Source organism: Micromonospora sp. H33, from assembly GCF_052068455.1.
Taxonomy (GTDB): Bacteria; Actinomycetota; Actinomycetes; order Mycobacteriales; family Micromonosporaceae; genus Micromonospora.
This window is the reverse complement of record NZ_JBQHDE010000005.1, coordinates 59,222-86,156: the sequence shown is the minus strand read 5'-3', so window position 1 is coordinate 86,156 and position 26,935 is coordinate 59,222. Positions and strand designations below refer to the sequence as shown.

General features: G+C 76.3%; 23 protein-coding genes and 1 pseudogene. 20 read left to right on the top strand and 4 right to left on the bottom strand.

Translation table 11 applies throughout. From position 1 onward, the window contains the following. Positions 1-41: 41 nt before the first annotated feature. From ACTMS0_RS14370 to cobA, 11 genes and pseudogenes are all read left to right on the top strand, one after another. Complete coding sequence (locus tag ACTMS0_RS14370) at positions 42-2,363, top strand: VWA domain-containing protein (RefSeq protein ID WP_441155667.1); 2,322 nt, start codon at positions 42-44, stop codon at positions 2,361-2,363. Beyond that, a complete protein-coding gene (gene cobO / locus ACTMS0_RS14365) occupies positions 2,363-2,974 on the top strand; it encodes a cob(I)yrinic acid a,c-diamide adenosyltransferase (RefSeq protein WP_441155666.1) in 612 nt (203 codons plus the stop codon). Before ACTMS0_RS14370 ends, cobO begins: the two co-directional genes overlap by 1 nt. Continuing rightward, positions 2,968-4,323, top strand: a complete 1,356-nt coding sequence (locus tag ACTMS0_RS14360; protein WP_441155665.1) for a cobyrinate a,c-diamide synthase — start codon at positions 2,968-2,970, stop codon at positions 4,321-4,323. Before cobO ends, ACTMS0_RS14360 begins: the two co-directional genes overlap by 7 nt. Further along, positions 4,320-5,069: a precorrin-2 C(20)-methyltransferase gene (gene cobI / locus ACTMS0_RS14355; RefSeq protein ID WP_441155664.1), complete on the top strand. Its 750-nt coding sequence runs from the start codon at positions 4,320-4,322 to the stop codon at positions 5,067-5,069. Before ACTMS0_RS14360 ends, cobI begins: the two co-directional genes overlap by 4 nt. Further along, entirely contained in the window at positions 5,066-5,908 is an 843-nt protein-coding gene (gene cobM / locus ACTMS0_RS14350) for a precorrin-4 C(11)-methyltransferase (protein WP_441155663.1), read from the top strand. Before cobI ends, cobM begins: the two co-directional genes overlap by 4 nt. Then, positions 5,908-7,050, top strand: a complete 1,143-nt coding sequence (locus tag ACTMS0_RS14345) for a cobalt-precorrin-5B (C(1))-methyltransferase (RefSeq protein ID WP_441155662.1) — start codon at positions 5,908-5,910, stop codon at positions 7,048-7,050. The genes cobM and ACTMS0_RS14345 overlap by 1 nt, the downstream gene beginning before the upstream one ends. Then, complete coding sequence (gene cbiE / locus ACTMS0_RS14340) at positions 7,038-8,246, top strand: precorrin-6y C5,15-methyltransferase (decarboxylating) subunit CbiE (RefSeq protein ID WP_441155661.1); 1,209 nt, start codon at positions 7,038-7,040, stop codon at positions 8,244-8,246. The genes ACTMS0_RS14345 and cbiE overlap by 13 nt, the downstream gene beginning before the upstream one ends. Beyond that, complete coding sequence (gene cobJ / locus ACTMS0_RS14335; RefSeq protein WP_441155660.1) at positions 8,243-10,021, top strand: precorrin-3B C(17)-methyltransferase; 1,779 nt, start codon at positions 8,243-8,245, stop codon at positions 10,019-10,021. The genes cbiE and cobJ overlap by 4 nt, the downstream gene beginning before the upstream one ends. Then, positions 10,018-10,224 carry a 4Fe-4S binding protein gene (locus tag ACTMS0_RS14330; RefSeq protein WP_441155659.1) on the top strand — a complete coding sequence of 69 codons (207 nt, stop codon included), beginning with the start codon at positions 10,018-10,020 and terminating at the stop codon, positions 10,222-10,224. The genes cobJ and ACTMS0_RS14330 overlap by 4 nt, the downstream gene beginning before the upstream one ends. A gap of 55 nt (positions 10,225-10,279) precedes the next feature. Then, a complete protein-coding gene (locus tag ACTMS0_RS14325) occupies positions 10,280-10,870 on the top strand; it encodes a precorrin-8X methylmutase (RefSeq protein WP_441155658.1) in 591 nt (196 codons plus the stop codon). Beyond that, positions 10,867-12,534 (top strand): annotated as a pseudogene (cobA, locus tag ACTMS0_RS14320) (uroporphyrinogen-III C-methyltransferase); the annotation flags it as partial. The gene ACTMS0_RS14325 and the pseudogene cobA, both read left to right, overlap by 4 nt. Before the next feature lie 38 nt (positions 12,535-12,572). Here the strand turns inward: cobA and crcB are convergent. The 3 genes from crcB to ACTMS0_RS14305 form a co-directional block, all read right to left on the bottom strand. After that, positions 12,573-12,932 (bottom strand): fluoride efflux transporter CrcB, encoded by a 360-nt coding sequence (crcB, locus tag ACTMS0_RS14315; protein ID WP_441155657.1) that lies wholly within the window; start codon positions 12,930-12,932, stop codon positions 12,573-12,575. Positions 12,933-12,963: 31 nt separating this feature from the next. Next, complete coding sequence (locus ACTMS0_RS14310) at positions 12,964-13,488, bottom strand: FluC/FEX family fluoride channel (RefSeq protein ID WP_441155656.1); 525 nt, start codon at positions 13,486-13,488, stop codon at positions 12,964-12,966. A 182-nt stretch (positions 13,489-13,670) separates the two neighbouring features. After that, complete coding sequence (locus ACTMS0_RS14305) at positions 13,671-14,300, bottom strand: class I SAM-dependent methyltransferase (RefSeq protein WP_441155655.1); 630 nt, start codon at positions 14,298-14,300, stop codon at positions 13,671-13,673. 56 nt (positions 14,301-14,356) lie between these two features. On the opposite strand from ACTMS0_RS14305, the gene ACTMS0_RS14300 reads away from it, so the two are divergent. From ACTMS0_RS14300 to ACTMS0_RS14280, 5 genes are all read left to right on the top strand, one after another. After that, the gene (locus ACTMS0_RS14300) at positions 14,357-14,869 is read left to right on the top strand and encodes a DUF6766 family protein (protein ID WP_441155654.1); all 513 of its coding nucleotides are present in this window, start codon (positions 14,357-14,359) and stop codon (positions 14,867-14,869) included. A 97-nt stretch (positions 14,870-14,966) separates the two neighbouring features. Then, positions 14,967-15,932, top strand: coding sequence for a zinc-binding dehydrogenase (locus ACTMS0_RS14295; protein ID WP_441155653.1), 966 nt, complete (start codon positions 14,967-14,969; stop codon positions 15,930-15,932). 106 nt (positions 15,933-16,038) lie between these two features. Beyond that, complete coding sequence (gene paaK, locus ACTMS0_RS14290; protein WP_441155652.1) at positions 16,039-17,346, top strand: phenylacetate--CoA ligase PaaK; 1,308 nt, start codon at positions 16,039-16,041, stop codon at positions 17,344-17,346. Positions 17,347-17,374: 28 nt separating this feature from the next. Further along, complete coding sequence (gene paaI, locus ACTMS0_RS14285) at positions 17,375-17,749, top strand: hydroxyphenylacetyl-CoA thioesterase PaaI (RefSeq protein ID WP_441155914.1); 375 nt, start codon at positions 17,375-17,377, stop codon at positions 17,747-17,749. A 40-nt stretch (positions 17,750-17,789) separates the two neighbouring features. Continuing rightward, complete coding sequence (locus tag ACTMS0_RS14280) at positions 17,790-18,356, top strand: dienelactone hydrolase family protein (protein ID WP_441155651.1); 567 nt, start codon at positions 17,790-17,792, stop codon at positions 18,354-18,356. Positions 18,357-18,399: 43 nt separating this feature from the next. Here the strand turns inward: ACTMS0_RS14280 and ACTMS0_RS14275 are convergent, their stop codons facing one another. Further along, positions 18,400-20,304 (bottom strand): AAA family ATPase, encoded by a 1,905-nt coding sequence (locus tag ACTMS0_RS14275; RefSeq protein ID WP_441155650.1) that lies wholly within the window; start codon positions 20,302-20,304, stop codon positions 18,400-18,402. 319 nt (positions 20,305-20,623) lie between these two features. Between ACTMS0_RS14275 and ACTMS0_RS14270 the strand changes: the two genes are divergently transcribed. From ACTMS0_RS14270 to ACTMS0_RS14255, 4 genes are all read left to right on the top strand, one after another. Next, positions 20,624-23,524 carry a helix-turn-helix transcriptional regulator gene (locus tag ACTMS0_RS14270; RefSeq protein WP_441155649.1) on the top strand — a complete coding sequence of 967 codons (2,901 nt, stop codon included), beginning with the start codon at positions 20,624-20,626 and terminating at the stop codon, positions 23,522-23,524. A 157-nt stretch (positions 23,525-23,681) separates the two neighbouring features. Then, positions 23,682-24,452 (top strand): DUF5995 family protein, encoded by a 771-nt coding sequence (locus ACTMS0_RS14265; RefSeq protein WP_168002791.1) that lies wholly within the window; start codon positions 23,682-23,684, stop codon positions 24,450-24,452. Between the two features lie 274 nt (positions 24,453-24,726). Then, positions 24,727-25,119 carry a hypothetical protein gene (locus ACTMS0_RS14260; RefSeq protein WP_441155648.1) on the top strand — a complete coding sequence of 131 codons (393 nt, stop codon included), beginning with the start codon at positions 24,727-24,729 and terminating at the stop codon, positions 25,117-25,119. A gap of 240 nt (positions 25,120-25,359) precedes the next feature. Beyond that, positions 25,360-26,925 carry a hypothetical protein gene (locus ACTMS0_RS14255; protein WP_441155647.1) on the top strand — a complete coding sequence of 522 codons (1,566 nt, stop codon included), beginning with the start codon at positions 25,360-25,362 and terminating at the stop codon, positions 26,923-26,925. Positions 26,926-26,935: the final 10 nt, after the last annotated feature.

Below are 26,935 nucleotides of genomic sequence, written 5' to 3'. Positions count from 1 at the left end.
CCGGGTCTGCGAGCCCCGCAGTCGCGAACGGAGGTGGCGCGGTGAGCGCGAGGAGTGAGCCGGGTTTGCGAGCCCCGCAGTCGCGAACGGAGGGCGACGCCGTGACCGGGTACCCGTTCTCCGCCGTCCTCGGCATGGACGACATGCGCCTCGCGCTGCTGCTCAACGCGGTCAGCCCGGCCATCGGCGGGGTGCTCGTCCGGGGCGAGAAGGGCACCGCCAAGTCCACCGCCGTCCGGGCCCTCGCCGCGCTGCTGCCGCCGGTGGACCGGGTGGTCGGCTGCCGCTTCGCGTGCGACCCGGCCGCGCCCGACCCCCGCTGCCCGGACGGGCCGCACCCCACCGAGCCGGTCGTCGAGCGCCGCCCGGCCGCGCTGGTCGAGCTGCCCGTCGGCGCCGCCGAGGACCGGGTCGTCGGGTCGCTCGACCTGGAGAAGGCCCTCGCCGAGGGCGTACGCGCGTACGAGCCCGGCCTGCTCGCCGCCGCCCACCGGGGCGTGCTGTACGTCGATGAGGTCAACCTGCTCCACGACCACCTGGTCGACCTGCTGCTGGACGCCGCCGCGATGGGCCGCTGCCACGTCGAGCGGGAGGGCGTCTCGGTCAGCCACGCCGCCCGTTTCCTGCTCGTCGGCACCATGAACCCCGAGGAGGGGGAGCTGCGGCCCCAGCTGCTCGACCGGTTCGGGCTCACCGTGGAGGTGGCCGCCAGCCGCGACCCGGCCGTCCGGGTGGAGGTGGTCCGCCGCCGGCTCGCCGCCGACGCCGACCCCGCCGGCTTCGCCGCGCGCTGGGCCGACGCGGACGCCGCCGTCGCCCGCCGGGTGGCCGACGCCCGCGCGCGGCTCGACCGGGTGGTGCTGACCGACGCGGCGCTGCGCCAGATCGCCGAGGTGTGTGCCGCGTTCGACGTGGACGGTATGCGCGCCGACATCGTCACCGCCCGCACCGCCGTCGCCCACGCCGCCTGGCAGGGCCGGGAGCGGGTCGGCCCGGAGGACGTACGGATCGCCGCCCGGCTCGCCCTGCCGCACCGGCGGCGCCGCGACCCGTTCGACACCCCGGGGCTGGACGAGAAGCTCCTCGACGAGGCGCTGCAACGGGCCCAGGAGGAGCATCCCGACGACCCGGACGACAGTGCCGGCCCGGCTGGCCCGGACGGCGGGCCCGGTCCGGACGGCGGCCCGCGTGGCGGTGCCGGTCCGGACGGCGGGCCCGGTCCGGACGGCGGGCCCCGTCCGGACGGTGGCCCGCGTGACGGTGCCGGCCCGGACGGCTCGCCGGTGGACGGCTCCCGTCCGGACGGCGGTGTCGTTGACGGGCGGGCGGGAGACGACCCGTCGGGCGGTCGGGCGCCGACCGACTCCGGTGGCCTGGACGACGGCGGGCTCGCCGACGGCGACCCGGCCGGCACGGGTCGACGCCGGCCCGGTCCGGTCGGGGAGCGCCGATCCGGGCGGTCGAACGGCCAGCGTCCGGACCAGACGGCCGGTGCGGTGGCCGTACCGCAGGGCGGGTTGCGGGCCCGGTTGTTCACCGCACCAGGCATCGGGGAGGGCGTGCCGGGGCGGCGGTCGCGGGCGCGGACCGGACGGGGTCGCACGACGGGCGCGCGGGTGCCGACCGGTCGGCCCGGCGCCCTGCACCTACCGGCGACGGTCCGGGCCGCCGCCCCGCACCAGGCCACCCGTGGGCGGCACCACGGTCCGCTGCGGCTGCGCCCGGCCGACGTGCGGGAGGCGGTCCGTGAGGGGCGCGAGGGCAACCTCGTGCTGTTCGTCGTGGACGCCAGCGGGTCGATGGGTGCGCGGCAGCGGATGAGTGCCGTCAAGGGAGCGGTGCTCGCCCTGCTCACCGACGCGTACCAGCGCCGGGACAAGGTCGCCGTGATCGCCTTCCGGGGCACCGGCGCGCAGACGCTGCTGCCGGCCACCTCCTCGGTTCTCGCGGCCTCGGCCCGGCTGGCCGAGCTGCCCACGGGCGGGCGCACTCCCCTGGCCGAGGGCTTGCTCGCCGCCGCCGACCTGCTGCGCGTGGAACGCCTGCGGGACCCGAGGCGGCGGCCTCTGGTCCTCGTCGTCACCGACGGCCGCGCCACCGCCGGCCCCGACCCGCTACACCGGGCCGGGCAGGCGGCGACGGTCCTGCGTTCCACCGGCGCCCCCTGCGTCGTCGTCGACTGCGAGTCCGGCCCCGTCCGCCTGAACCTGGCCCGCCGCCTCGCCACCCACCTGGCCGCGACATACCACCCCCTCACCCACGTCACCACCGCCCAGCTCACCGCAGATCTTGGAAGGAAACGGCCCCTCCAGGCGCCGGAACCTTCCAAGTTCGCCGCCGTCACCGACAGGAGCGTCGTCTGATGCCGCAGGGAAAGCCGTCGCACGTTCCGGCTGACGGGTTGACGACCCGGCAGCGGAGGAACCGGCCACTGACGATCGTCCATACCGGGCAGATGAAGGGGAAGTCCACCGCCGCCTTCGGGTTGGCGCTGCGGGCGTGGACCGCCGGGCTGCCGATCGGGGTGTTCCAGTTCGTCAAGAGCGCCAAGTGGCGGGTGGGGGAGGAGAACGCCTTCCGCGCGCTCGGCGAGGTGCACGAGCGCACCGGCCAGGGCGCCCCGGTCACCTGGCACAAGATGGGCGAGGGCTGGTCGTGGATCCAGCGCGGCGGCGAGGCCGACCACGCCGCCGACGCCCGCGAGGGGTGGCGCCAGATCCAGCGCGACCTGGCCGCCCAGCGGTACGGCCTGTACGTGCTCGACGAGTTCACCTACCCCATCAAGTGGGGCTGGGTGGACGTGGACGAGGTGGTCGACACCCTCGCCAACCGGCCCGGCTTCCAGCACGTCGTCATCACCGGCCGCGACGCCGACCCGCGCCTCGTGGCCGCCGCCGATCTGGTGGCCGAGCTGACGAAGGTCAAGCACCCGATGGACGCCGGCCAGAAGGGCCAGAAGGGCATCGAGTGGTGAGCGGACCCTGGGCGCTGCCCCGGATCGTCGTCGCCGCGCCGGCCAGCGGGCACGGCAAGACCACGATCGCGACCGGGCTGCTCGCCGCGCTGCGCCGCCGGAGCCTGGTGGTCAGCCCGCACAAGGTCGGCCCCGACTACATCGACCCCGGCTACCACGCGCTCGCCGCCGGCCGACCCGGCCGCAACCTCGACCCGTGGCTGGTCGGCGAGGAGCGGATCGCCCCGCTGCTGCGGCACGGCGCGAGCGTTCCCACCCCGGCCGACGTCGCCGTGGTCGAGGGCGTGATGGGGCTGCACGACGGCGCGGTCGGCCACCGAGGGTACGCCTCCACCGCCCACGTCGCCCGGCTGGTCGACGCACCCGTGCTGCTGGTGCTCGACACCACCGCGCAGGGCCGGTCCGCGGCCGCGCTGGTGCTCGGCATGCGCGCGTTCGACCCGACCGTGCGCATCGGCGGGGTGATCCTCAACCGGGTCGGCTCGCCCCGCCACGAGACCCTGCTGCGCGACGCCCTGGCCGAGATCGGCGTACCGGTGCTGGGCGCGGTGACCCGCGCCGCCGAGGTCACCGCCCCGTCCCGACACCTGGGGCTGGTCCCGGTCGCCGAGCGGGCCCCCGAGTCGCTCGCCGTGGTCGACGCGCTGGCCGCGCTGGTCGAGTCCACCGTGGACCTCGATGCCGTGCTCGACCTGGCCCGCAGCGCCCCGCCGCTGACCGTACCGGCGTGGGACCCGGCCACCGCCGTCGGCGGCCCTGCCCGGTCCGACCGTCCGGTGGTCGCGGTCGCCGGTGGTCCGGCCTTCACCTTCGCGTACGCGGAGACGACCGAACTGCTCGCCGCCGCCGGCGCGGCCGTCGTCCTGTTCGACCCGCTGCGCGACCCGGCGCTGCCGGCCGGCACCCGCGCGGTGGTGATCGGCGGCGGCTTCCCTGAGGTGCACGTCGACGCGCTCGCCGCCAACATCGGGCTGCGCGCCGACCTCGCGGCGTTCGACGGGCCCGTGGTGGCCGAGTGCGCCGGGCTGCTCTACCTCGGGCGCGAGCTGGACGGCGTGCCCATGTGCGGCCGGCTCGACCTCACCGCCCGGATGACCGGGCGGCTCACCCTCGGCTACCGGGACGCCGTCGCCGCCACCGACTCGCCCCTGCACACGGCCGGCGACGCGGTACGCGGCCACGAGTTCCACCGCACCGCCACCGATCCCGGCCACGGCGACCGGCCGGCGTGGCGCTGGACCGGCACCGCCCACGGTTTCGTCGCCGGCCGGGTGCACGCCTCCTACCTGCACACCCACTGGGCGGGCCACCCCGGCACCGCCCGGCGGCTGGTCGAGGCGGCCCGGTGACCGCCACGCTGACCGGGATCGGGGTGGGCCCCGGCGACCCGGACCTGCTCACCCTGCGTGCCGTACGCGTCCTGCGCGAGGCCGAGCTGGTGTTCGTACCCGTGCTGGACCGGCTCGACGGCGACGGCGCCGCCGCCCCCGGACGGGCCGAGACCACCGTCGCCCCGCACGTCCCGCCGGACCGGCTCCGCCGGCTGCCGTTCGCCCTCGACGACCGGGGCGGCGTGACCGCCCGCCGGGAGCGGGCCTGGGACGGCGCCGCCCGGGCCGTGGCGGCCGCCGTCGACGGCGGCGCCCGGACCCTCGCCTTCGCCACCATCGGCGACCCCAACGTGTACTCCACCTTCGGCTACCTGGCGCAGACCGTCCGGGAGCTGCGGCCGGAGGTCACGGTGGAGACCGTCCCGGGCATCACCGCGATGCAGGAGCTCTCGGCGCGCAGCGGTGTCCCGCTGTGCGAGGGGCGGGAGCCCCTCACGCTGCTGCCCGCCACCGCCGGCCTGGCGCTCTTCGCCGACGCCGTCGCCGGCCCGGGCACGGTCGTCGCCTACAAGGGCTGGCGCCGCCACCCCGAGCTGCTCGCCGAGCTGCGCCGGCAGGGCCGGCTCGCCGACGCCGTGCTGGGCCGCGGGCTCGGCCTGCCCGGCGAACACGTCGGGCCGGCGGCCGAGGCCGACGGCGACCTGCCGTACCTGTCGACGCTGCTGGTCCCGGCCCGCCGGGACCGACGGGGAGGAAAACTGTGACCACCACCGGCACCGTGTGGTTCGTCGGCGCCGGGCCCGGCGCGGCGGACCTGCTGACCCTGCGCGCGGCCCGGGTGATCGCCACCGCCGACGTGGTGGTGTGGGCTGCCAGCCTGGTGCACGCCGACGTGCTCGCCCACGCCCGGCCGGACGCCGAGATCGTCGACTCCTCGCAGCTGCCCATCGAGGGGGTGCTGCCGCTCTACGAGCGGGCCGCGGCCGAGGGGCTCACCGTGGCCCGGATCCACTCCGGTGACCCGGCCCTGTGGGGCGCGATGCAGGAACAGCTCGACCTGTGCCGGGCGCTCGGCCTCGCGGTGGAGGTCGTCCCCGGTGTCTCCTCGTTCACCGCCGTCGCCGCGCTCGTCGGCCGGGAGCTGACCATCCCCGAGGTGGCCCAGTCGGTGATCCTCACCCGCCTGGAGGGCGGCAAGACGCCGATGCCGCCGGGCGAGCGGGTCCGCGATTTCGCCCGGCACGGCACCACGATGGCGCTGTTCCTCTCCGCCGCCCGCTCCGGGCAGGTGCAGGCCGAGCTGCTCGCCGGCGGCTACCCGGCCGACACCCCGGCGGTCGTCGCGTACCAGGCCACCTGGCCCGACGAGTTGGTGGTGCGGTGCACCGTCGGCACCCTGGAGGCCACGGTCAAGGAGCACCGGCTCTGGAAGCACACCCTCTTCCTGGTCGGGCCGGCGCTGGACGCGGCCGGCACCCGCTCGCACCTGTACCACCCCGGGCACTTCCACACCTACCGCCGGGCCGAGCCGGCGGCCCGCGCCGCGCTGCGCCGAGCCCGCACCGACCGCGCCGCGCCGCCGGCCGCCGACGAGCCGGCCTGATGGCGTACGACCTGCCGCCGCTGCGCGAGCCGGACCTGCCGCGTACCGCGAAGGTCCGGCCCACCGCCCTGCGCACCGGCTGGACCACCGGCGCCTGCGCGACGGCCGCGGCGAAGGCGGCGCTGACCGCGCTGGTCACCGGCGTGCCGCAGCGGGACGTGGAGATCGGCCTGCCCGCCGGCCGGCGGGTGTGCTTCCCGGTGGCCCGCTGCGACGTCGACCCGGCGCGCGCCGAGGCGGTCGTGGTCAAGGACGCCGGCGACGATCCGGACGTCACCCACGGCGCGGAGCTGACCGCCACGGTCGCCTGGCGGGAGGTCCCCGGGCTGGCCCTGGAGGGCGGGCCGGGCGTGGGCACGGTGACGAAACCCGGGCTCGGACTGCCGGTCGGGGGGCCGGCGATCAACGACACCCCCCGCCGGATGATCGGCGCGGCCGTCGGCGAGGTGGTCGACCTGGCGACGGTCGGCGTCCGCGTGGTGATCAGCGTGCCGCGCGGCGAGATCATGGCGCGCAAGACCACCAACCGCCGGCTGGGGATCCTCGGCGGCATCTCCATCCTGGGTACGACCGGGATCGTCCGGCCCTTCTCCACCGCCTCCTGGCGGGCGAGCGTCGTGCAGGCGGTGCACGTGATGGCCGCCCAGGGCGAGCGGACCGTCGTGCTCTGCACGGGCGGGCGGACCGAGCGGGCCGCCCGCGCGCTCCTGCCCGACCTGCCGGAGGTGTGCTTCGTCGAGGTCGGCGACTTCACCGGCGCGGCGGTCACCGCGGCGGTCGCCGACGGCCTGACCGGGGTGGTCTTCGTCGGGATGGCCGGGAAGCTGGCCAAGCTCGCCGCCGGCGTGCTGATGACCCACTACACGCGCTCCAAGGTGGACCTGTCGCTGCTCGGCGCGGTCACCGCCGAGGCCGGTGGGGACGCCGACCTGGTCGCCGCGGTCACCGCCGCCAACACCGGGCGGCACGCGTACGAGCTGTGGGAGGCCGCCGGTCTGCTCGGCGCCGCCGGTGACCTGCTCTGCCGCCGCGTCCGGGCGGTGCTGCGGCGCTTCGCGGAGGACGCGCTCGACGTCGACGTGGCCCTGGTGGACTTCACCGGCTCCCGGGTCGTCGCCTCCTCCGGGCGGTGGCCCGCGTGACCGCGCCCGTGACCGTGGTCGGCGTCGACGCCGCCGGTCACCCGGCGCATCCCGCGCTGGCCGGGGTGCTGGCGGAGGCGGGACTCGTGGTCGGGGCGGCCCGGCACCTCGCCGCCGCGCCGGTGAACGCGGAGACCGTGGCTCTCGGGCCGCTGGCGCCGGCCCTGGACCGGCTGGCCGCCGCCGTCGCCGCGGGCACGCCGGCCGTGGTGCTGGCCAGTGGGGATCCCGGGTTCTTCGGGATCGTCCGGCGGCTGCGGTCGGCCGGCCTGCCGGTGCGGGTGCTGCCCGCGGTGTCCAGTGTGGCCGCCGCGTTCGCGCGGCTCGGCCTGCCGTGGGACGGCGCGGCCGTGGTCACCGCCCACGGGCGGGACGTGCGCCCGGCGCTCAACGCCGCCCGGGCGCTGCCCCTGGTCGCGGTGCTGACCGCACCCGGTGCGGGTGCCGCCGAACTCGGCGCCGGCCTGATCGGCTGGTCCCGCCGGCTGGCGGTCGCCGAGCACCTGGGCACCGACGCCGAGCGGGTCACCTGGACCACTCCGGCGGAGGCCGCCGCGCGCTCCTGGTCCGACCCGCACATCGTGCTGAGCCTCGGCACACCACCGGACGGGATGCGCGTCGACAACCAGCCGGCCGCCGCGCCCGGCGGGGGATGGGCGCTGCCCGAGAGCGCGTACGCCCACCGCGACTCCATGATCACCAAAGCGGAGGTACGCGCCCTCGTGGTGGCCCGGTTGCGGCCCCGGCTCGGCCGGCTGGTCTGGGACGTCGGCGCCGGCAGCGGCTCGGTGGGCATCGAGTGCGCGCTGCTCGGTGCGGCCGTCGTCGCCGTCGAGCGGGACCCGGCGGCGGTGGACCTGGTCCGTGCCAACGCGACCCGGCACGGCGTCGACGTGCGGGTGGTGCGCGGTTCCGCGCCGGACGCCCTGACCGGGCTGCCCGAGCCGGACGCGGTCTTCGTCGGCGGAGGCGGCACCGACGTGCTCGCCGCCGTCGCGGCCCGCCGGCCGGCGCGGGTGGTCGTCGCGCTCGCCGCCGTGGACCGGGTCGCCCCGGCCCGCGACCTGCTGCGCGACGCCGGCTACGCCGTCGAGGGCGTCCAACTGTCCGCCGCCCGCCTCGCCGACCTGCCCGGCGGGTCGGTCCGCCTCGCGGCCACCAATCCGGTGGTCGTCCTCACCGGGGAGCGTCCGTGACCCACCCTGACCTCGCCGCGGTCCCTCGCCGGATCGGACTCGTCGCCGTCACCGCGGCCGGGCGGCGGCACGCCCGGATCCTCGCCGACGCGTGGCCGCACGCCCGACCGGTCGAGGCGGACAGCGTGGCCGACGCGCTGCGGGAGGCGTGGGCCCGGTGCGACGGGATCGTGGCGTTCCTGGCCACCGGCGCGGTGGTGCGGATCCTCGCCCCGCTGCTCGGCGACAAGCGCACCGACCCGGCGGTCGTCGTCGTCGACGAGGCGGCCCGGCACGCGGTCGCCCTGCTCGGCGGGCACGCCGGCGGCGCCAACGCGCTCGCCGCCGAGGTCGGCGCCCTGCTCGACGCCGCGCCGGTGGTCACCACCGCCACCGACGCGGTCGGCCTGCCCGGATTGGACACCCTCGGCTGGCCGGTCGAGGGGGCGGTCGCGGCGGTGAGCCGGGCCGTCCTGGACGGCGAGCCGGTCGCGTTGATCGCCGACGCCACCTGGCCGCTGCCCGCCCTGCCGGAGAACGTCCACGTCGTCACCCCGGCCCGTCGGCCCGCCGAGCACTCCGCGACGGACGCGACGGACGCGACCGGGACGCCGTCGCCTGACGGGGCGGGGTACCGGTTGCTGGTCACCGACCGGCTCGTGCCGCTGGACGGGCGGACCGCCGTGCTCCGGCCGCCGTCGCTGGTGGCGGGCGTCGGGGCGAGCCGGGGCGTACCGGCCGGGGAGGTGCGGGCCCTGCTCGACCGGGTGCTGGCCGAGGCGGGCCTCAGCCCGGCGAGCCTGCGCTGCCTGGCCAGCGCCGACGTCAAGGCCGACGAGGCGGGCATCCGCGCGACCGCGGACGCGTTGCGCGTACCCCTGGTGACCTGGCCGGCGGCGGAGCTGGCGGCGGTCGACGTGCCGAACCCCAGCGAGGTGGTCCGGGCCGCCGTCGGCACCCCGAGCGTCGCGGAGGCCGCGGCGCTGCTCGGCGGTGACGCGGAGCTGCTGGTGCCGAAGACCGCGACCGCGATGGCGACCGTCGCGGTCGCCCGGCACGCGCCGCGCGGCCGGCTCGCGGTCGTCGGTCTCGGCCCCGGCGCGCCCGACCTGCGCACGCCCCGTGCCGTGAGCGAGCTGCGGCGGGCCGCCGTGGTGGTGGGCCTGGACCAGTACGTCGACCAGGTCGGCGACCTGTTGCGCCCCGGCACCCGGGTGCTCGCCAGCGGGCTCGGCGCGGAGGAGGAACGGGCCCGCGCCGCCGTCGCCGAGGCCGCCGCCGGCCACGCCGTCGCCCTGATCGGGTCCGGCGACGCCGGGGTGTACGCGATGGCGAGTCCCGCCCTGGAGTACGCCGACGAGCGGATCGACGTGGTCGGGGTGCCCGGGGTGACCGCCGCCCTGGCCGCCGGGGCCCTGCTCGGGGCGCCGCTCGGCCACGACCACGCCTACCTGAGCCTGTCCGACCTGCACACCCCGTGGGAGGTCATCGCCCGCCGGGTGACCGCCGCCGCCGAGGGGGACTTCGTGGCGCTGCTCTACAACCCGCGCAGCCGCGCCCGGGACTGGCAGCTGCCGGAGGCGCTGCGGATCCTCGCCGCCCACCGGCCGCCGGACACGCCCGTCGGCGTGGTGCGCAACGCCAGCCGCGACGGCGAGCGGGTGCACCTGGCCACCCTCGCCACCCTCGACCCGGCGGTGGTCGACATGTACAGCGTCGTCGTCGTGGGCAGCAGCCGGACCCGCGTGGTCGCCGGCCGGATGGTCACCCCGCGCGGCTACCGGTGGCGCGGATGAGCCGCCCCGCGCCGGTCACGGTCGACGCCTGCCAGGGCTGCGGCGCCTGCCTGCTGACCTGCCCCACCCACGCCATCTGGCCAGTGGCCGGCGGTCTCGTCGTCCGCGCCGACCGCTGCACCGGCTGCCTGGAATGCCTGGAGATCTGCCCGGTCGACGCCATCCGCGTCACCGACCCCGACCACAGTGGAGGAACCCGATGAGTACGACCACGGCCAGCGTCGCGACGGCCCCCGCGGCCGGCGCCGGGGAGGACAGGTGAGCCGGGCCGTGCACCCGATCGAGGTGGAGTCGTACCGGATCCTGCGGGAGCGGGTCGACCTCGGCCACCTGCCGCCGCTGAGCCGGGCCGTCACCGAGCGGGTCGTGCACGCCAGCGCCGACCTGGACTACGTCACCGGCCTGGTGTGCGACGAGGCGGCCCTGGCCGGCGGGCTGGCCGCGCTGCGCGCCGGCGCCCCGGTCGTGGCGGACGTGGCCATGGTCGCCGCCGGCATCACCGGCCGGGAGACCGTCTGCCCGGTCGCCGAGGCAGCCACGGCCGAGCTGGCCCGCCGGGCCGGGATCACCCGCTCGGCCGCGGCGATGCGGGTCGCCCTGGACCGGGTCGGTGCCGGCGCGGTGTGGGTGGTCGGCTGCGCACCGACGGCACTGGTGGAGCTGCTCACCCTCGACGCGCGGCCGGCGCTGGTGGTCGGCCTGCCGGTCGGCTTCGTCGGCGCCGCCGAGTCCAAGGCCGCGCTGCGGGCCAGCGGCCTGCCCGGGGTCTCCAACCGGGGCGAGAAGGGCGGGTCGGCGGTCGCCGCCGCCGCCCTCAACGCCCTGCTCTACGCGGAGGAGAGGGCATGAACGAGCGGAACGACGCACACCGTGCGCTGGTCATCGTCGGGCACGGCACCCGCAGCGCGGCCGGTGTCGCGCAGTTCGCGGCGCTGGTGGAGCGGGTCCGCCGCCGTACGGAGGTCGGCGACGTCGAGGGCGGCTTCATCGAGCTGTCCCGCCCGCCGCTCACCGACGCGGTCGGCGCGCTGGTCGACCGGGGCCACCGGTCGCTGGTCGCGCTGCCGCTGGTGCTGACCGCGGCCGGGCACGGCAAGGGCGACATCCCCGCCGCGCTGGCCCGCGAGCAGCAGCGCCACCCCGGTCTCCGGTACGCGTACGGGCGGCCGCTCGGCCCGCACCCCCTGCTGCACACCGCACTGGAGGAGCGCATCGACGCCGCCCTGGCCGGCGACGACCGGGACGGCACCTGGGTGGCGCTGATCGGACGCGGCTCCACCGACCCGGACGCCAACGCCGAGGTCGCCAAGGTGGCGCGCCTGCTGTGGGAGGGACGCGGCTACGCCGGCGTCGAACCGGGCTTCATCTCCCTCGCCGAGCCGTCCGTGCCGGAGGTGCTGGACCGGCTGCGCCGGCTCGGCGCCCGGCGGATCGTCGTCGCCCCGTACTTCCTCTTCGCCGGCGTGCTGCCCGACCGGATCGTCGCCCAGTCCCGGGAGTACGCCGCCGCCCACCCGGACCTGGACGTACGGGTGGCCGGCCTGATCGGTGACTGTGACGCCCTCGCCGACCTGGTCCTCGAACGCCACGCCGAGGCGGTGCGCGGTGACATCCGGATGAACTGCGACACCTGCGCGTACCGGGTGCTGATGCCCGGCTTCGCCGACAAGGTGGGCCGGCCGCAGACCCCGCACGACCACCCCGACGACCCGGTGGGCGGGCATCATCACCACGGTCACCACCACCACAACGAACCGGCGCTACCTGCCGGTCACGTCGCCATCGTCGGCGGCGGGCCGGGGCCCGACGACCTGATCACCGTACGCGGCAGGGCGCTGCTCGACTCCGCCGATGTGGTGGTGGTCGACCGGCTCGCCCCGCAGGGGCTGATCGCCGGGCTGCGCCCCGGCGTGACCGTGGTCGACGCGGCGAAGGTGCCCCGGGGACCGTCGGTCGGGCAGGACGCCATCAACACCGCGCTCGTCACGCACGCCCGCGCCGGGCGGCGGGTGGTCCGGCTCAAGGGCGGCGACCCGTACGTCTTCGGGCGCGGCCACGAGGAGGTCCAGGCCTGCACGGCCGCCGGGGTGCCGGTGACCGTCGTCCCCGGCGTGAGCAGCGCGGTCGCCGCGGCGGCCCTGGCCGGCGTGCCGGTCACCCACCGGGGCGTGGCGCACGAGTTCACCGTCGTCTCCGGACACCTGCCGCCCGGACATCCGGAGTCGCTGGTCGACTGGGCGGCCCTCGGCCGGGCCCGCGGCACCCTGGTGCTGCTCATGGCCGTCGACACCGTCGCGGCGATCGCCGCGGTGCTGCTGGCGCACGGCCGTGCCCCGGACACGCCGGTCCTCGCCGTGCAGGATGCCGGCCATCCGACGCAACGGTTGGTGCCGGCACGCCTGGACGAGATCGCGGTGGTCGCCGCCCGGGAGGGCGTCCGCCCGCCAGCGGTCTTCGTGATCGGCCCGGTCGCCGCCCTGACCCAGGCGCCCGGAGCCCCGGCTGGCGGCCGCCCTGGTGTCGCGGCAGGAGGTGCCGGAGGGAGTGCGGGTCAGGCGAAGGCCCCGGCCAGCGCGTAGCCGAGGGTGGCGGCCGTGAGGGTGGCTGTCACGCTGAGCAGGGCGTTGCCCAGCGCGTGCCCCGGTCGGCCCGACCGGGCGAGGCGGAGGGTCTCGTAGCTGAACGTCGAGTAGGTGGTCAGCGCGCCGCACAGGCCCGTGCCGAGCGGCGCGCCGATCGTCGGGGAGACCGGCAGGCCCACCAGGATCCCGAGCAGCAGCGATCCGGCGACGTTCACCGTCAGCGTGCCCCAGGGGAACGCCGTTCCGAAGCGGGCCTGCACCGCGCGGTCGGTGAGGTAGCGCAGCGGCGCTCCGACCGCCGCGCCCAGCGCGATCAGCAGCACGGTCATCCGCCGGCCCCCGGCGCGATCGGCAGCGCGGTCACCGGGCGGCCTCCGGCGGGCCGGCGTCGCGGTGCTCCAGCGCGGCCGACCGGCGTGCGATCAGGCGGTCGGCGACGGTGTGACCGGCCCAGACGGCGAGCAGCGCACCGACCAGGGTGGTAGCCAGGTACGCCAGGGCGGTCGCCGGGGCGCCGGCGACCGCGAGCTGGTGTGCCTCGACCGCGTAGGTGGAGAACGTGGTGTAGCCACCGAGCACCCCGACGCCGAGGAACGGCCGGGCCAGGGCCGGCCCGCCACGTCGGGCGAGCACCGCCATCAGGACCCCGATCAGCAGGCATCCGCTGACGTTGACCGCGAACGTCCCCCACGGGAAGCCGGTCGGACCGTGCGGCAGCGCGGCCGACAGGCCGGCCCGGGCGAGCGCACCGAGCGCACCGCCCGTGGCGGCCGCCCCGAGCACCGCCGCCGGGTGGGCGGCCAGCTCGGCCCGGTCGGCGGGTACGCGCAGGTCGACGTCGGGGTCGACGCGCCGCTGCTCCGGACCGGACACCCGCCCTCCCACCTGCTCCGGCGTCGAACCGGGCCACCCTATCTCGTGATCGACTCCATGCCGGAGGCATCGTGGCATCCGGACGTGCCCGATACCGCCGTGCCGCCCGCACGGAGTGGATCATGCCGGCCTGACCGGGCGCCCGAGGCGGGCCGCGCCGGGCCGGGTGGACGGGCGGGACCGGGACGGCCGGGTCAGCGGACGCCGGCGACGGCCGCGTCGGCGCCGCCCCGCCACACCGTGCCGACCTCGGTGAACCCGGCCTCGGTGAGCGCGGCGAGGTGCCAGGAGACCGGGGGGTTCCACTCCGGACTGTGCCCCGTCGGGTAGATCCGGTGCCGCTCGGCCACCAGCGGTGCCAGCGCCCGGTCCGCCGCCGCCAACTCCCACCACTGCGACCAGGACGGGACGGCGCCGGCGGCGTACCGGGCCTCCCGCCAGGTCCGGGCCCGGTCGAGCAGGCGCTTGGTCAGGTCGGGCAGCGTGTCGTCCGGCATGTGGTCGGCGTTGACCAGGAGGCCGCCGGGCCGGAGCAGGTCCCGAAGCTCGGCGTAGAGGGCGGCGAGGCGCTCCGCGGGCAGCCAGTGCAGCGCGGTGGCGGTGAGGACCGCGTCGTACTCGCGGTGGGGGAGCGGGTCCCGCCATCCCGGCGTGCTGTCCAGACCTTCCTGCCAAGGATTTGCAACTACGTAAGAACGGCGTTGCGGTGATCGGCGTGGGGCCGGGGAGGTGTCCTCCCCGGCCCCGACGCGTCCTCGCGCGACGTCGGCCGTCCGGAGCCCCTGAGGGGCGGCGCCGGGAGCCAGGCGGGCTGTGCGAGCCACCTGCCGCACTTCGGACGGCCCCGATCGACGCGACTCTCTGTTTTGGTCCGGTCACGATGGGGCACCGTTTCGACGCAGACGCTGCGGGGCATATGCCCGACCAGCGAATAGGGAGAGAGGGGATCGTCATGGCCGGCAGCACCACGGCAGCCGATGGGCGTCGGTCCGCGCCGGAGTCGAGCGGCCGAGGGACCAGCGGCCGCGGCAGGCGAGCGTCCGGCCCACCCTTCCGCAAACCGAGATGGCCCAAGGCGTACGCGTTCGCGCTGGTCACCGGTGCGCTGTTCCTGTTGTCCTGGCTCGGGCAGTTCGTCTTCCAGGCGGTCGTGGAGAGCAACGAGGCGAGCCAGCACGGCCAGTCGTTCGCCTGGGTCGACTTCCTGCCGCAGTTCCTCGCCAGCACGTTCGAGAACTGGCAGTCCGAGTTCCTCCAGCTCATCTGGCAGGCCGCCGGGCTCGCCCTCTTCTACTACTGGGGCTCGTCCCAGAGCCGGGAGTCCGACGAGCGGATCGAGGCCAAGCTGGACGCCCTGCTGCGCGAACGGAACCTGGACCCGGAGAAGCCGTGACCCGTGGCGCGGCTCACCGCGCGTCCGGTTGACCTCAACCCGACTTGAGCTCCGACGCTCGACGTGTCGAGCAGGCGAGGAGCGATGGGAGGGCGACATGCGGGTGATCGAGGTGGCGCGGTTCGGCGGTCCGGAGGTGCTCACCCTGACCGAGGCGCCGGAGCCGGCGCCGGGCCCGGGTGAGGTCGTCGTCGACGTGGCGGTGGCCGACGTGCTGTGGGTGGAGACGATGATCCGCCGCGGCCGGGGTGGCCCGTACTTCCCCGTCCGGCCGCCGTACCGCCCGGGAGTCGGAGTCGCCGGGACCGTGTCGGCGGTCGGCGTGGACGTCGACCCGTCCTGGCTCGGCCGGCGGGTGGTCACCCGTACCGACGAGCGGGGCGGCTACCTGGAGCGTGCGGTCGTCCGGGCCGAGTCCACGGTGCCGGTGCCCGACGGCGTCCCGCTGGCGGACGCGGCGGCGCTGCTGCACGACGGGACGACCGCGTACGGGCTGCTCGACATGGTGCCCGTGCGGGCGGGGGACCGGGTGCTGGTCACCGCCGCCGCCGGCGGGCTCGGAGCCCTGCTCGTGCAGGCGGTACGCGCCACCGGCGCCATGGTCGTCGCGGCGGCCCGGGGGCCCGTGAAGCTGCGCGCCCTCGGCCGGTTCGCTCCGGACGCCCTGGTCGACTACTCCGAGCCGGGCTGGATCGAGCGGGTCCGTGCGGTGACCGGCGGCGTGCACGTGGTCTTCGACGGTGCCGGCGGGGCGTACGGCCGCGCCGCGTTCGACCTCCTCCGCGACGGCGGGCGGTTCTCCGCCCACGGCACGCCGGCGGGGGAGTTCGCGGTGCCCGACCCGGACGCGGCCCGAGCCCGGGGGATCACCGTCACCGGCATCGCGGATCTCCAGTTCGACCCCGAGCAGGCACGCCACCACCTGCGGGCGGCGCTCGACGCCGCGGCGGCGGGGCGGATCACGCCCCTGGTCGGTCAGACGTATCCCCTGGACCGGGCGGCGGACGCCCACCGCGCGCTCGAGGAGCGGGCGGCGGTGGGCAAGGTGCTGCTCACGGTGTGACCGGGGCGGCGGGCCGCCGGTGGTGGCCGGCACGGAGCGGGCGTACGGTACCAAGATCGGCGGTGTGCTCCCTCCGCCGGCAGCGGCAGGAGTGAGGAGGGCCGCGATGGAGGACCGTACGCCCCGCCCCGAGGAGCTGGAGCCGATCGAGCGGGCGGGCGTCGACGAGCTGCGCGCGGTGCAACTGGATCGGCTGCGCCGGTCGCTGCGGCACGCGTACGACAACGTCCCGCACTACCGCCGGGCCTTCGCGGCGGCCGGCGTGCACCCGGACGACTGCCGGGACCTCGCCGACCTGGCCCGGTTCCCGTTCACCACCAAGGCCGAGCTGCGCGACAACTACCCGTACGGGATGTTCGCCGTGCCGCGCGAACGGGTCGCCCGGCTGCACGCCTCGTCCGGCACCACCGGCCGGCCCACCGTCGTCGGCTACACGGCGGAGGACGTGCGCACGTGGGCGCGGCTGATGGCCCGCTCGATCCGGGCCGCCGGGGGCCGCCCCGGGGACCGGGTGCACGTCGCGTACGGGTACGGGCTCTTCACCGGCGGCCTCGGCGCGCACTACGGCGCCGAGGAACTGGGCTGCACGGTCATCCCGGTCTCCGGCGGGATGACCGAGCGCCAGGTGCTGCTGATCCGCGACCTCGAACCCGAGGTCATCATGGTCACCCCCAGCTACATGCTCGCCATCGTCGACGAGATGGAACGCCAGGGCGTCGACCCGCGGGCCACGTCACTGCGGGTCGGCATCTTCGGCGCCGAGCCGTGGACCGAGGACATGCGCCGCGAGATGGAGCAGCGCCTGGACATGCACGCCGTCGACATCTACGGCCTGTCCGAGGTGATGGGTCCCGGCGTGGCCGTCGAGTGCGTGGACACCAAGGACGGCCTGCACCTGTGGGAGGATCACTTCTACCCGGAGATCATCGACCCGGTCAGCGGGGCGGTGCTGCCCGACGGGGAGCGCGGCGAGCTGGTCCTCACGTCGCTCACTCGGGAGGCGATGCCCGTCGTCCGCTACCGCACCCGGGACCTCACCCGGCTGCTGCCGGGCACCGCCCGGCCGATGCGCCGGATCGAGAAGATCACCGGCCGGACCGACGACATGATGATCGTGCGGGGCGTGAACGTCTTCCCGACCCAGATCGAGGAGTTGATCCTGCGTACGCCCCAACTGTCCCCGCACTTCCAGTGCGTCCTGGACCGGCAGGGGCGGATGGACACGCTGACCGTCCGGGTCGAGCGGCGGGCGGGCGCGGACCGGGAGGCCGCCGAGCGGGCCGGCGCGGCGCTGGTCGGCCTGGTCAAGAACACGATCGGGGTGAGCGTGGCGGTCGAGGTGCTCGACCCGGACGGCGTGGAGCGGTCCATGGGCAAGATGCGCCGGATCGTCGACCAGCGGCGGGGCGGGTGACGTGGGGGAGCGCAACGCCGCGTACGACATGTTCGACGCCGACCTCGCCTCACGCGCGCTCGGCATCGAGCTGGTCGAGGCCGCCGACGGGGCGGCCGTGGCCCGGATGCGGGTCACCGCCGCGATGGTCAACGGGCACGCCATCGCCCACGGCGGCTACGTCTTCCTGCTCGCCGACACCGCGTTCGCGCTGGCCTGCAACAGCCATGGGCCGGTGACCGTGGCCGCCGGGGGTGACATCACGTTCGTCCGGCCGGCCCGCGAGGGGGACCTGCTCCTCGCCCGGGCCACCGAACGCACCCGGTACGGCCGCAGCGGCATCTACGACGTCACCGTCACCCGCGACGACGGTGAGGTGGTCGCGGAGTTCCGCGGTCGCAGCCGCACGCTGAACGGGGCCTGAGCCGGACGCGGTGCGTCGCGGCGTCCGGCAGGATGTGCACATGGGACACGTCGCGCTCTTCCACTCCGTGTACGGGTTGCGGCCCGCCGTGCTCGCCGCCGCCGACCGGCTGCGCGCCGCCGGGCACCAGGTGGTCGCCCCCGACCTGTACGGCGTCCCGGCGGCGGAGACCGTCGAGGAGGGGATCGGCCTGCTGGACAGGATCGGCTGGGAGACCGTCGTGGAGCGGGCCCGTGCGGCGGTCCGCGACCTGCCGGCCGACGTGGTGTTCCTCGGGTTCTCGATGGGCGCCGGGGTGGCCGGCGCCATGCTGCGCGACCGTCCCGCGACCGCGGGGCTCGTGCTGCTGCACGCCGCCAGCGGCAAGCCGGACAGGGTGCGGTCCGGCCTGCCGGTGCACGTGCACCTCGCCGACCCCGACCCGTGGGAGCCGCCGGACGAGTTCGACGCCTGGCAGCGGGAGATGATCGCGGCCGGCGCCGACCTCACCGTGCACCGGTATCCGGGCGTCGGCCACCTGTACACCGACCCGGACGTACCCGACTACGACGAGGCCGCCGCCGAGCGCACCTGGGAGCGGGTCCTCACCTTCCTCGACCGCGGCTGACCGCCGATGCCGTCGCGGCCGGACCCACGTGGGTCGATCCCCGTCAGGCCGCCCGGACCGCCGGTGTCGCGGAGGCCCAGCCGCGCCGGTACGGGACACCGCCCACCGCCTCATGACGCTCTCGTCGCACCCGCCATCGGGCCGGCCGTGACGTCACGACCCCGGACGGCGCGGTGGCCGGATGCGGTCGCGGCTGTGCGAGCGCGCCGATCGTCTCGGTCGTGCCGGTTCGTGGCTGCGCCAGCGTTCCGGTCGTGCCGGCGCGGGGGGAGCCGTCGCGGGCGGCCGGGGCGAGCAGCTCGGTCCGGGCGAGCAGCTCGGTCCGGGCCGCCCGGGTCAGCCGGGCGGCGGCGACTGCGGCGACCACCGGGTCGCCCACGGCGTACCCGGCGGGCCGCAGGGTCAGCAGGTCCCGGTCGACCAGTTCGCGCAACGCCGCGACCGCCCGGCCCGGGGCCCAGCCGAGCACGTGGTCCACGGTTGCGGCGTTGACGGGCGTGCCGGCGGCCGCGGCCGCCATGAGCACTGCCCGCTGCGGGCCGTCGAGCCGGTCCAGCCGGGTGTCGACGGTCCGGCGTACCGGGTCGGGCACCGGCAGCCGCGCCGGGTCGGCCCCACCGGGCGGCAGCGCCGCCACGTAGGCCGCGGCCCGCCCGGGGATCCCGTCCACCAACGGCAGCAGGGCCGCCACCAGCGGCGCCGGCTGGCCGGCCCGGCGCAGCAGGTGGCGCAGCAGCCGGCCGGACTCCACGGTGGACAGCCGGGGCAGCGGGATTCGGCACCCCCGGTCGCCGGGCCGGGCGTTGGCCCGGTCCGGGCCGTGCAGCGCCACCACGGCGAGCGGCAGGGCTCGGGTACGGGCGGCCGCGAGGAGCCGGTGCAGGAAGTGACCCAGCTCCGGGGCGCCCCGGTCGAGGTCGTCGACCGCCACCACCACCGGCTGCCGCTCGGCGAGCGTGAGCAGGCACTCCTGCCAGACCGCGGCGCCCCGCAGGGCGTCGGTGCCGGCGTCCGGCCCGGCCAGCAGCCCCTCGAGCGCGTACACCGCCTCGGTCCGGCGGGGCGCCGGGACCAGGTCGGCCACGGCGGTGGTGAGCTGTCGGCGTACCACCGGGGGTGGGTCCTGCGCGCGGACGCCGGCGAACGCGCGGACCTGGTCCGCGACGGGCGCCAGGGCCTCGTCCGGGTACGGCGGGCAGTGCGCCACGCACCAGCGGACCGGGGTCCCGTCGACCGCCGCGACGGCGCGGACCAGTTCGTGCAGCAGCCGGCTGCGTCCGCTGCCCGCCGGCCCGACCAGCGACACCCACCGGGGCCGGCGCTCCCGGACCGTCCGGACGAGCTGGTCCCGGACGGTGGCCAGCTCCCGCCGCCGCCCGATCAGCGGCCCGGCGTGCCGGGCGGGCGTCGGCTGGGCAACGTCGGTGGCGTGCCACACGTCCAGCGGCAGCGCCTTGCCCGCGACGGCCACCGGCGGCACCGGACGCTGGTCGATGAGCCCGTCGGTCGCCCGGTGGGTCGCGGCGCAGAGCGCCACCCCGCCCGGCGGGGCGTACTCCTGGAGGCGTGCGGCCAGCGTGATGACCGCGCCGCTCGCCGTGCCGTGCCCCCCGTTCCGGGTCGCGGCCAGGTCCACCACCGCCTCGCCGGTGGCCACCCCGACCCGGACCCGCAGCGCCGGCCCCCCGACCAGCGGCCGCCGGTCCAGCGACCGCTGGATCTCCAGCCCCGCCCGCACCGCCCGGTACGCCTCGAACCCGTCGGACTCGCGCGCGCCGAAGAGCGCCATCACCGCGTCGCCGATGTACTTCTCCACCACGCCGTGCCAGCGGCCCAGCACCCCCGCCACGGTGTCGAAGTAGGCGCGCTGCAACGCCCGGACGTCCTCCGGGTCCAACCGGTCGACCAGCGCGGTGGACCCGACGATGTCGGCGAAGAGGACGGTCACGGTGCGTCTCTCCTCCGGCACCGGCCAGCGCTCCGGCGGATCGGCGGTGTGCCGCGTGTGACGCGTCGGGACCGTGCTGAGGGTCCGATCGACGCGCCCCGGACCAGCGGCGATGGTGAACATGGGCATCGCACCTGCCCTTCCCCCCGGGGTTGTGCCTGATGACGATCGGAGACTGTCACCCCTGGGCCGACCGGGGATCGGCAGAACGACGTATGTCCGCCGGCCGCAACCTTTGGTCGCAATGTCGACGCGATGAGTACGAGAGGGCCGAAAGGCCTGTAGAACGGGCCGGGGACCTGTGACTAGGCTGCGTTCCATGGCCAGCGATGTGGACGGTGCACCGCTCGTCGGCCGGGCCGACCTGGTCCAGGCGGTACGGTCCGCGCTGCTCGGGACCGTCGCCCAGGGGCACACCGCGGCGGTCTTCCTCTCCGGTGAGAGCGGAGTGGGCAAGAGCCGGCTGCTGCGCGAGGTGGGCGCCGGGCTGCGGGACGCGGGCGCCCTCGTGCTCACCGGCGCCTGCCTGGACATCGGCGACGCCTCACCGCTGCATCCGCTGCTGCAGGCGCTGCGCCGGTTCGACGCCGAGCTGACCGCCTCGCACGCCCGGACGGCGTCCTCCGTCCGGGGGCTGCTCGGGATGTTCGCCGAGGAGACCGCCGGCCCGGACGGCGCCGGGGCGCTGCTGGAGCGGGTCTCGCGGGGCCTGCACCTGATCGCCGAGGGGCGGCCGCTCGTGCTCGTCCTCGACGACCTGCAATGGGTCGACCGCAGCACCCGGCAGCTTCTGCTCTATCTGCTGGCCGGCCTGGGCGACCTGCAACTGTCGGTGCTGGCCGCCGTCCGGGCCGAGTCGTTGCAGGGCGCGCACCCGCTGCGCCGGGTGCTCACCGAGCTGCGCCGCCTGCGCACGGTGCAGGTGATCGACCTGGCCCCGCTCGAGCGCGCCGCCACCGAGCAGCTCGCCGCGGCGGTCGTCGGCCGGCCACTGACGCCAGAGGCCGCCGACATGGTGTGGCAGCGCAGCGGCGGCAACCCGTTCGTCGTGGAGGAGCTGGCCCGCGACCTGCGCGACGGCCGGGACGGCCTCTCCGACACCCTGCGCGAGATCTTCCTGTCCCGCGTGGACGCGCTGCCGCAGCACGCGCACACGGTGGTGCACGCGGTGGCGGCCGGCGTGGAGCCGGTGGAGCACTGGCTGCTCGCCAAGGTGGTACGCCTGCCGGAGGACGAGCTGATCGAGGCGGTCCGGGCGGCGGTCGCGCACCGGCTGCTGGTCGGCGCCGACGACGGCTACCGGTTGCGGCACCGGCTGGTCGCCGAGGTGCTGGAGCACGAGCTGCTGCCCGCGGAGCGGGCCGCCCTGCACCGGCGGTACGCCGAGGCGCTGACCGCCGCGCCGGCCGAGCTGCATCAGGCCCGGCTGGCGCACCACTGGCGGCTGGCCGGCGAGCCCGCCCGCGCCCTCCCGGCCGCGGTGGCGGCCGCCGAGGAGGCGGAGCGCCTGCACGGCTACGCCGAGGCGCACCGGCACTGGTCCGCCGCCCTGCACCTGGCCGACGCGCCCGCCGCCGGGCCGGACGTCGACCGGGTCACCCTGCTGGAGCGGGCCGCCGAGGCGGCGCACCACTGCGGCGAGCACGCCCGGGCCCTGGCCCTGCTGGAGGAGCTGGCCGCCTCCGACGCCGACCGGCCGGCCTGCGCGCTGCACATCCGCCGGGCGCGCTACCTGGCGGCCGCCGGCCGGTCGACGCTGGCCGAGGCGGAGTACCAGCGCGCCCTCGACGACCCCGACTGCACGCCCCGCGAGCGGGCCACCGCCGCGGCCCACCTCGCCGAGCTGCTGCTGCACCTCGGCCGGTACGCCGACGCCGGCCGGCGCGCCCGGGAGGCGCTCGAGCTGTCCGCGGCGGTGGAGGGCTCCACCTCGGAGGTTGTCCTCGCCAGCGCGGCGCTGGGCTTCTCCGAGGCGTACCTGGAGGACCCGGACTCGGGCCTGGCCGCCGTCCGCCGGGCGCTGGACACCGCCGAGCGGGCCGGCCGCCCGGAGGACGTGGCGTGCGCGTACCTGCACCTCGCCGAGCTGCTCACCGGCCCGCTGAACATCCTCGAGGAGGGCGTCGTGGTGGCCCGGCGGGGCGCCGAGCGGGTCGCCGAGCTGGGGCTGGGCCGCACGTACGAGACGCGGCTGCTCGCTATCGCCACCAACGGGCTGTTCCGGGTCGGCCAGTGGGCCGAGGCGGAGAAGGTGGTGGCGGCGGCGCTGCGTCACCGGCCGTCCGGCGCGGACGCCGTCGAGCTGCTGCTGGCCCGCTGCCGGCTCTCCGTCGGGTACGGCGACATCGAGGCCGCCGACCGGGACCTGGACTCGGTGGCCACGGTGCTCGCCGGCGGCGGCGCCCGCCACGTGATCCCGCTGCTCACCCTGCGCGCCGGGCTCGCGATGTGGCAGGGCCGGCACGACCTGGCCCGGCAGGCCGTGCAGCGCGGTCTCACCGAGAGCCGCTCCGACGACGTGACCATCCTCGCCGCGCTGGTCTGGCACGGCCTGCGGGCCGAGGCGGAGGCACACGCCAGCCGCACCGTCGACGTCGACGAGACGGCGGTACGGCGGCTGCGCGAGGCCGCCGACCGGGTGGCCCGCAAGAGCGCCTCGGCGCCGCCGGCGGTCCGCAGCGTCGTGGACGCCTTCCTGGCCCTGTGCGCCGCCGAGGTGAGTCGGCTCGACGCCAGCGACCCGGAGCTGTGGGCGCGCTCGGTCGCCGAGTGGGACCGGCGCAACCACCCGTACCCGGCGGCGTACTCGCGGCTGCGCCAGGCCGAGGCGCTGCTCGCCCGGCGCGGCCGCAGCGCGACCGCGGGGAAGCTGCTGCGGGCGGCGTACCAGGTGGCGCAGGGGTTGGGTGCGGTGCCGCTGACCTCGGAGATCCGGACCCTGGCCGGGCGGGCGCGGGTGTCGCTGGAGGAACGGGACACCGCGTCCGGCGCGTCGGCGACCGGCACCGCGTGCGACGGGGACGAGCTCGCGGTGCTCACGGCCCGGGAGCGGGAGGTGCTCGCGGCCGTGGCCGAGGGACTGACCAACAAGGAGATCGGCCAGCGGCTGTTCATCAGCGAGCGGACCATCGGAGTGCACGTGTCGCACATCTTCGACAAGCTGCACGTCCGCACCCGGGTCCAGGCGAGCGCGATCTTCCTACGCAACCGCCCCGCCTGACGACTGTTCCGGGTCGCGGCGCGGCGTCAGACGCGCCGAGCCGGAATGGTCGTCGCGTACGTATACGTCGTTCTACTGATTCGGCCGGCCGCCGCCGGCTGGAAGGCTGTGCACCGTCGCCGGCACCGGTGACGTGGGGGGAGCAGGTGGAGGAGAGATGACCGAACCGGTTTGGGGGCCCGTGCACCGGGACATCGTCGACCTGCTCGCCGATCGTCCCGCGGACGTGCCGGCCGTCGTGGACCACCTCACGAAGTTGCAGGACCTGCTGGTCCGGCTCCCTCCGCTGGAGGAGAGCTGCCCTCTCGCCGACTTCAACAAGCTCTACCTGACCATCACGGAGAGCGTGCTGAACGGCCTCTACGACGACTTCTTCGCCGACCCGGTCTTCCTGTCCCGGCTGGACGTCGAGTTCGCCGCGCGCTACTTCGACGCGATGCGGTTCTGGACCGACTCCAGCCCGAACTGCCCGAAGGCGTGGTCGTGCCTGTTCGAGCGGATGCGCGGCCCGGACGCCCGGCCGCTGCCGTCGGCGGCCGCCGGGGTCAACGCGCACATCAACTACGACCTGCCGTTCGCGTTGGTGACGACGTTCGACAGCCTCGAGTCGGAGCCGGTGGACGGCACCGACCAGCACCGCGACTACCTCAAGATCAACGACATCTTCGCCGACAAGATCCCCGGCCTGCGGCGTGGCTACCTGGACCAGTGGCAGTTGATGATCGACATGCTCAACGGCGACATCGACGACTGGTACCAGGGGGAGCTGGTCGAGTACACGCGCGACGTCGCCTGGCGTAACGCGCAGAAGATCTGGCGGTGCCGGCACGATCCGACCGCCCACGAGTGCGAGCGGGCGCGGCTGGACGACAACGCCGCCCTGCTCGGCCGGTTGCTGCTGTCGCCCCTCGGGGCGTTCCTGCAGTAGCCGGGACGGGGGGTCCCCGCGCTCCGCCGCGGCGCGGAGCGCGGGGACGCGTCCCGCCCGCCTGCGCGGCGGGTGGGCGCGATCCGGCCGCGCGAGGGGGAGCGGCCGAGCGGGCCGGCCGGCCCGGGGGGTGTCGGCCGGCCCGCACCGGGTACGCGCGCGCCATGACCTGCCCGGCTCGGCGGCCCGCCGCCCGACCCCGACCCCGACCCGCCGTCCGACCGCGGCCCGCCCGGCCCGGGGACACCCGCCGCATCCGCCGGGACGGCCGCACGTGACCGGCCCGGTCCACCGCTTCCCGTTCCGCTTCGACCGGCGGTTCCGCCCGGCGCTGGCGGTGCTCGGCGTCCGGCCGGAGACCGCCTCGGTACGGGTCGACGACGACGAACTGGCCGTGCGGTTCGGCCCGTGGCGGCTGCGGACCGCACGGGGGAACGTGACCGGCGTCGAGCGGGGCGGGCCGTACCGCTGGTGGCGGGCGATCGGGCCGCACCTGTCGCTCGCCGACGCCGGTGTCACCTTCGGCAGCAGCACGGTCGCCGGTGTCTGCGTGCGCTTCGCCGAGCCGGTGCCCGCTCTGCTGCCGGGCGGCTGGCTGCGGCACCCGGGGCTGACCGTGACGGTGACCGATCCCGACGCGCTGGTCCGGCTGCTCGCCGGAACCTGATCGCGGCCCCGTCGCGCTGGCGCACCCCACCTCGCCCGGGCATCGGCGACGATGGCCGATCGCCCGGTATCGTGCCCGAACCCAGCAATATGAAGGCGAGTGGGTGATTCATTCACTTACTCGACCTACTGCCCGTTTCCTGCCCGTACCGTGACGTTTGGTGACGACCGCGTGGTCGCTGCCCCGCCGCCCGGATCGGAGCGGCCGTGTCAAGGCACGAGGGAGAGGCAGGAAAGCTGGATGTCCACGTATCACGACAGCCGCCGACCATCACGGGCCCGGCGGCGGTCCCGCAGGCTCCTCGCCGGTGGGCTGGTGGCGGGCAGCCTCGTCGCCGGCGCGGCGGGCCTCGTCGGCATGGCGGGTACGGCCGCGGCCCGCGACCTGCCGCACGTCGGCGAGAACGCGTCGACCGTCCGGGACGCCCGGGCCCACGAGGAGGAGGGTCGTCACCGAGCCGGCCGCGAACCGGTTGGCGGGGACGCCACGGGCCGGGACCGGGCCGGTAGCGACGGGGCCGGCCGGGACGAGCAGGGCGCGGAGGACGGGAGCGGCCGCGGCCGGGAACGGGAGGCCGTCTCCGTCCCGTGCGACGCCACCAAGCTGATCCTCGCGCTGGTCCGGGTCAACGCCGAGGGCGGGGGTGCGCTGCGGCTCGCTCCGAAGTGCACGTACACGCTCACGGGGGCGTTCCAGCAGCCCGACGACTACGACGGCGGCATCCGCGACGCGCGGGAGGCGGCGGACACGGCGGAGAACCCCGGTGACGCCGAGGCGCCGCCGCGCAACCCGGCCGACGACAAGGCCGGGCTACCGGTGATCTACCACACGGTCACCATCGAGGGCGCGGGCGCGACGATCGAGCGCGCCACGCACGCCGAGGTGTTCCGGTTCTTCACCGTCCGCGACGGCGGGGAGCTGACGCTCCGCGACGTCGCGCTGGTCAACGGGCGCTCCGCCGCCGAGGGCGGCGCCGTCCACGTGGTGCACGGCGCGTCGGCGATCATCGAGCGGGTGACGGTGCTGCGAAGCAGGTCCCTCTCGAAGGAGGGGGGCGGTGGCGCCCTGTTCAACGACGGCAACATGGTCGTGCGGGACAGCACGTTCATCGACAACCACGCGACCGGCACCGCGGGCAAGGGCGGGGGCCTGCTCAACGGTGGCGTGCTGACCCTGTACTCGTCGACCTTCAAGGACAACAGCGCGGTGGCGTACGGCGGCGGACTGGGCAACTACCGCGGGGCGGCGGAGGTGCACAAGAGCGTGTTCGCGCACAACACGGCGGCGCAGGGCGGCGGCCTGGCGAGCTTCGCGGCCCGGACCCGGGTCGCCGACACCGAGGTCGTCCGCAACAGCGCGCACACCGGCGGTGGGATCGCGAACTCCGACGCGTTGATCTTCCTGCGTGGCCTGGAGATCCGGGACAACACCGCCACCGGCAACGGCGGCGGACTCTCCACCTTCCAGGGGCTGGTGCCGCTCGACGACAGCGTGGTGGCGGGCAACACCGCCCACGGCCACGGCGGCGGCATCCACGCCGCGAAGTCGAACCTGCTGGTGCGGGACAGCGCCGTGAAGCAGAACCACGCCGTCGAGGCGGGGTCGAAGGGCGGCGGCATCTCGGCGAGCATGGGCCGGATCGCCCTCTACCGCAGCGCGGTCGTCGACAACCGGTCCCGCGGGCCGGCGGGCGGCATCCACGCCGACAAGCTCCAGGCCAAGGTCGACGAGGAGAGCGTGATCTCGGGCAACAACCCCACCAACTGCGCGGGGAGCACCGTCCCGGTCTCCCACTGCTTCCGATAGGCACGATCAG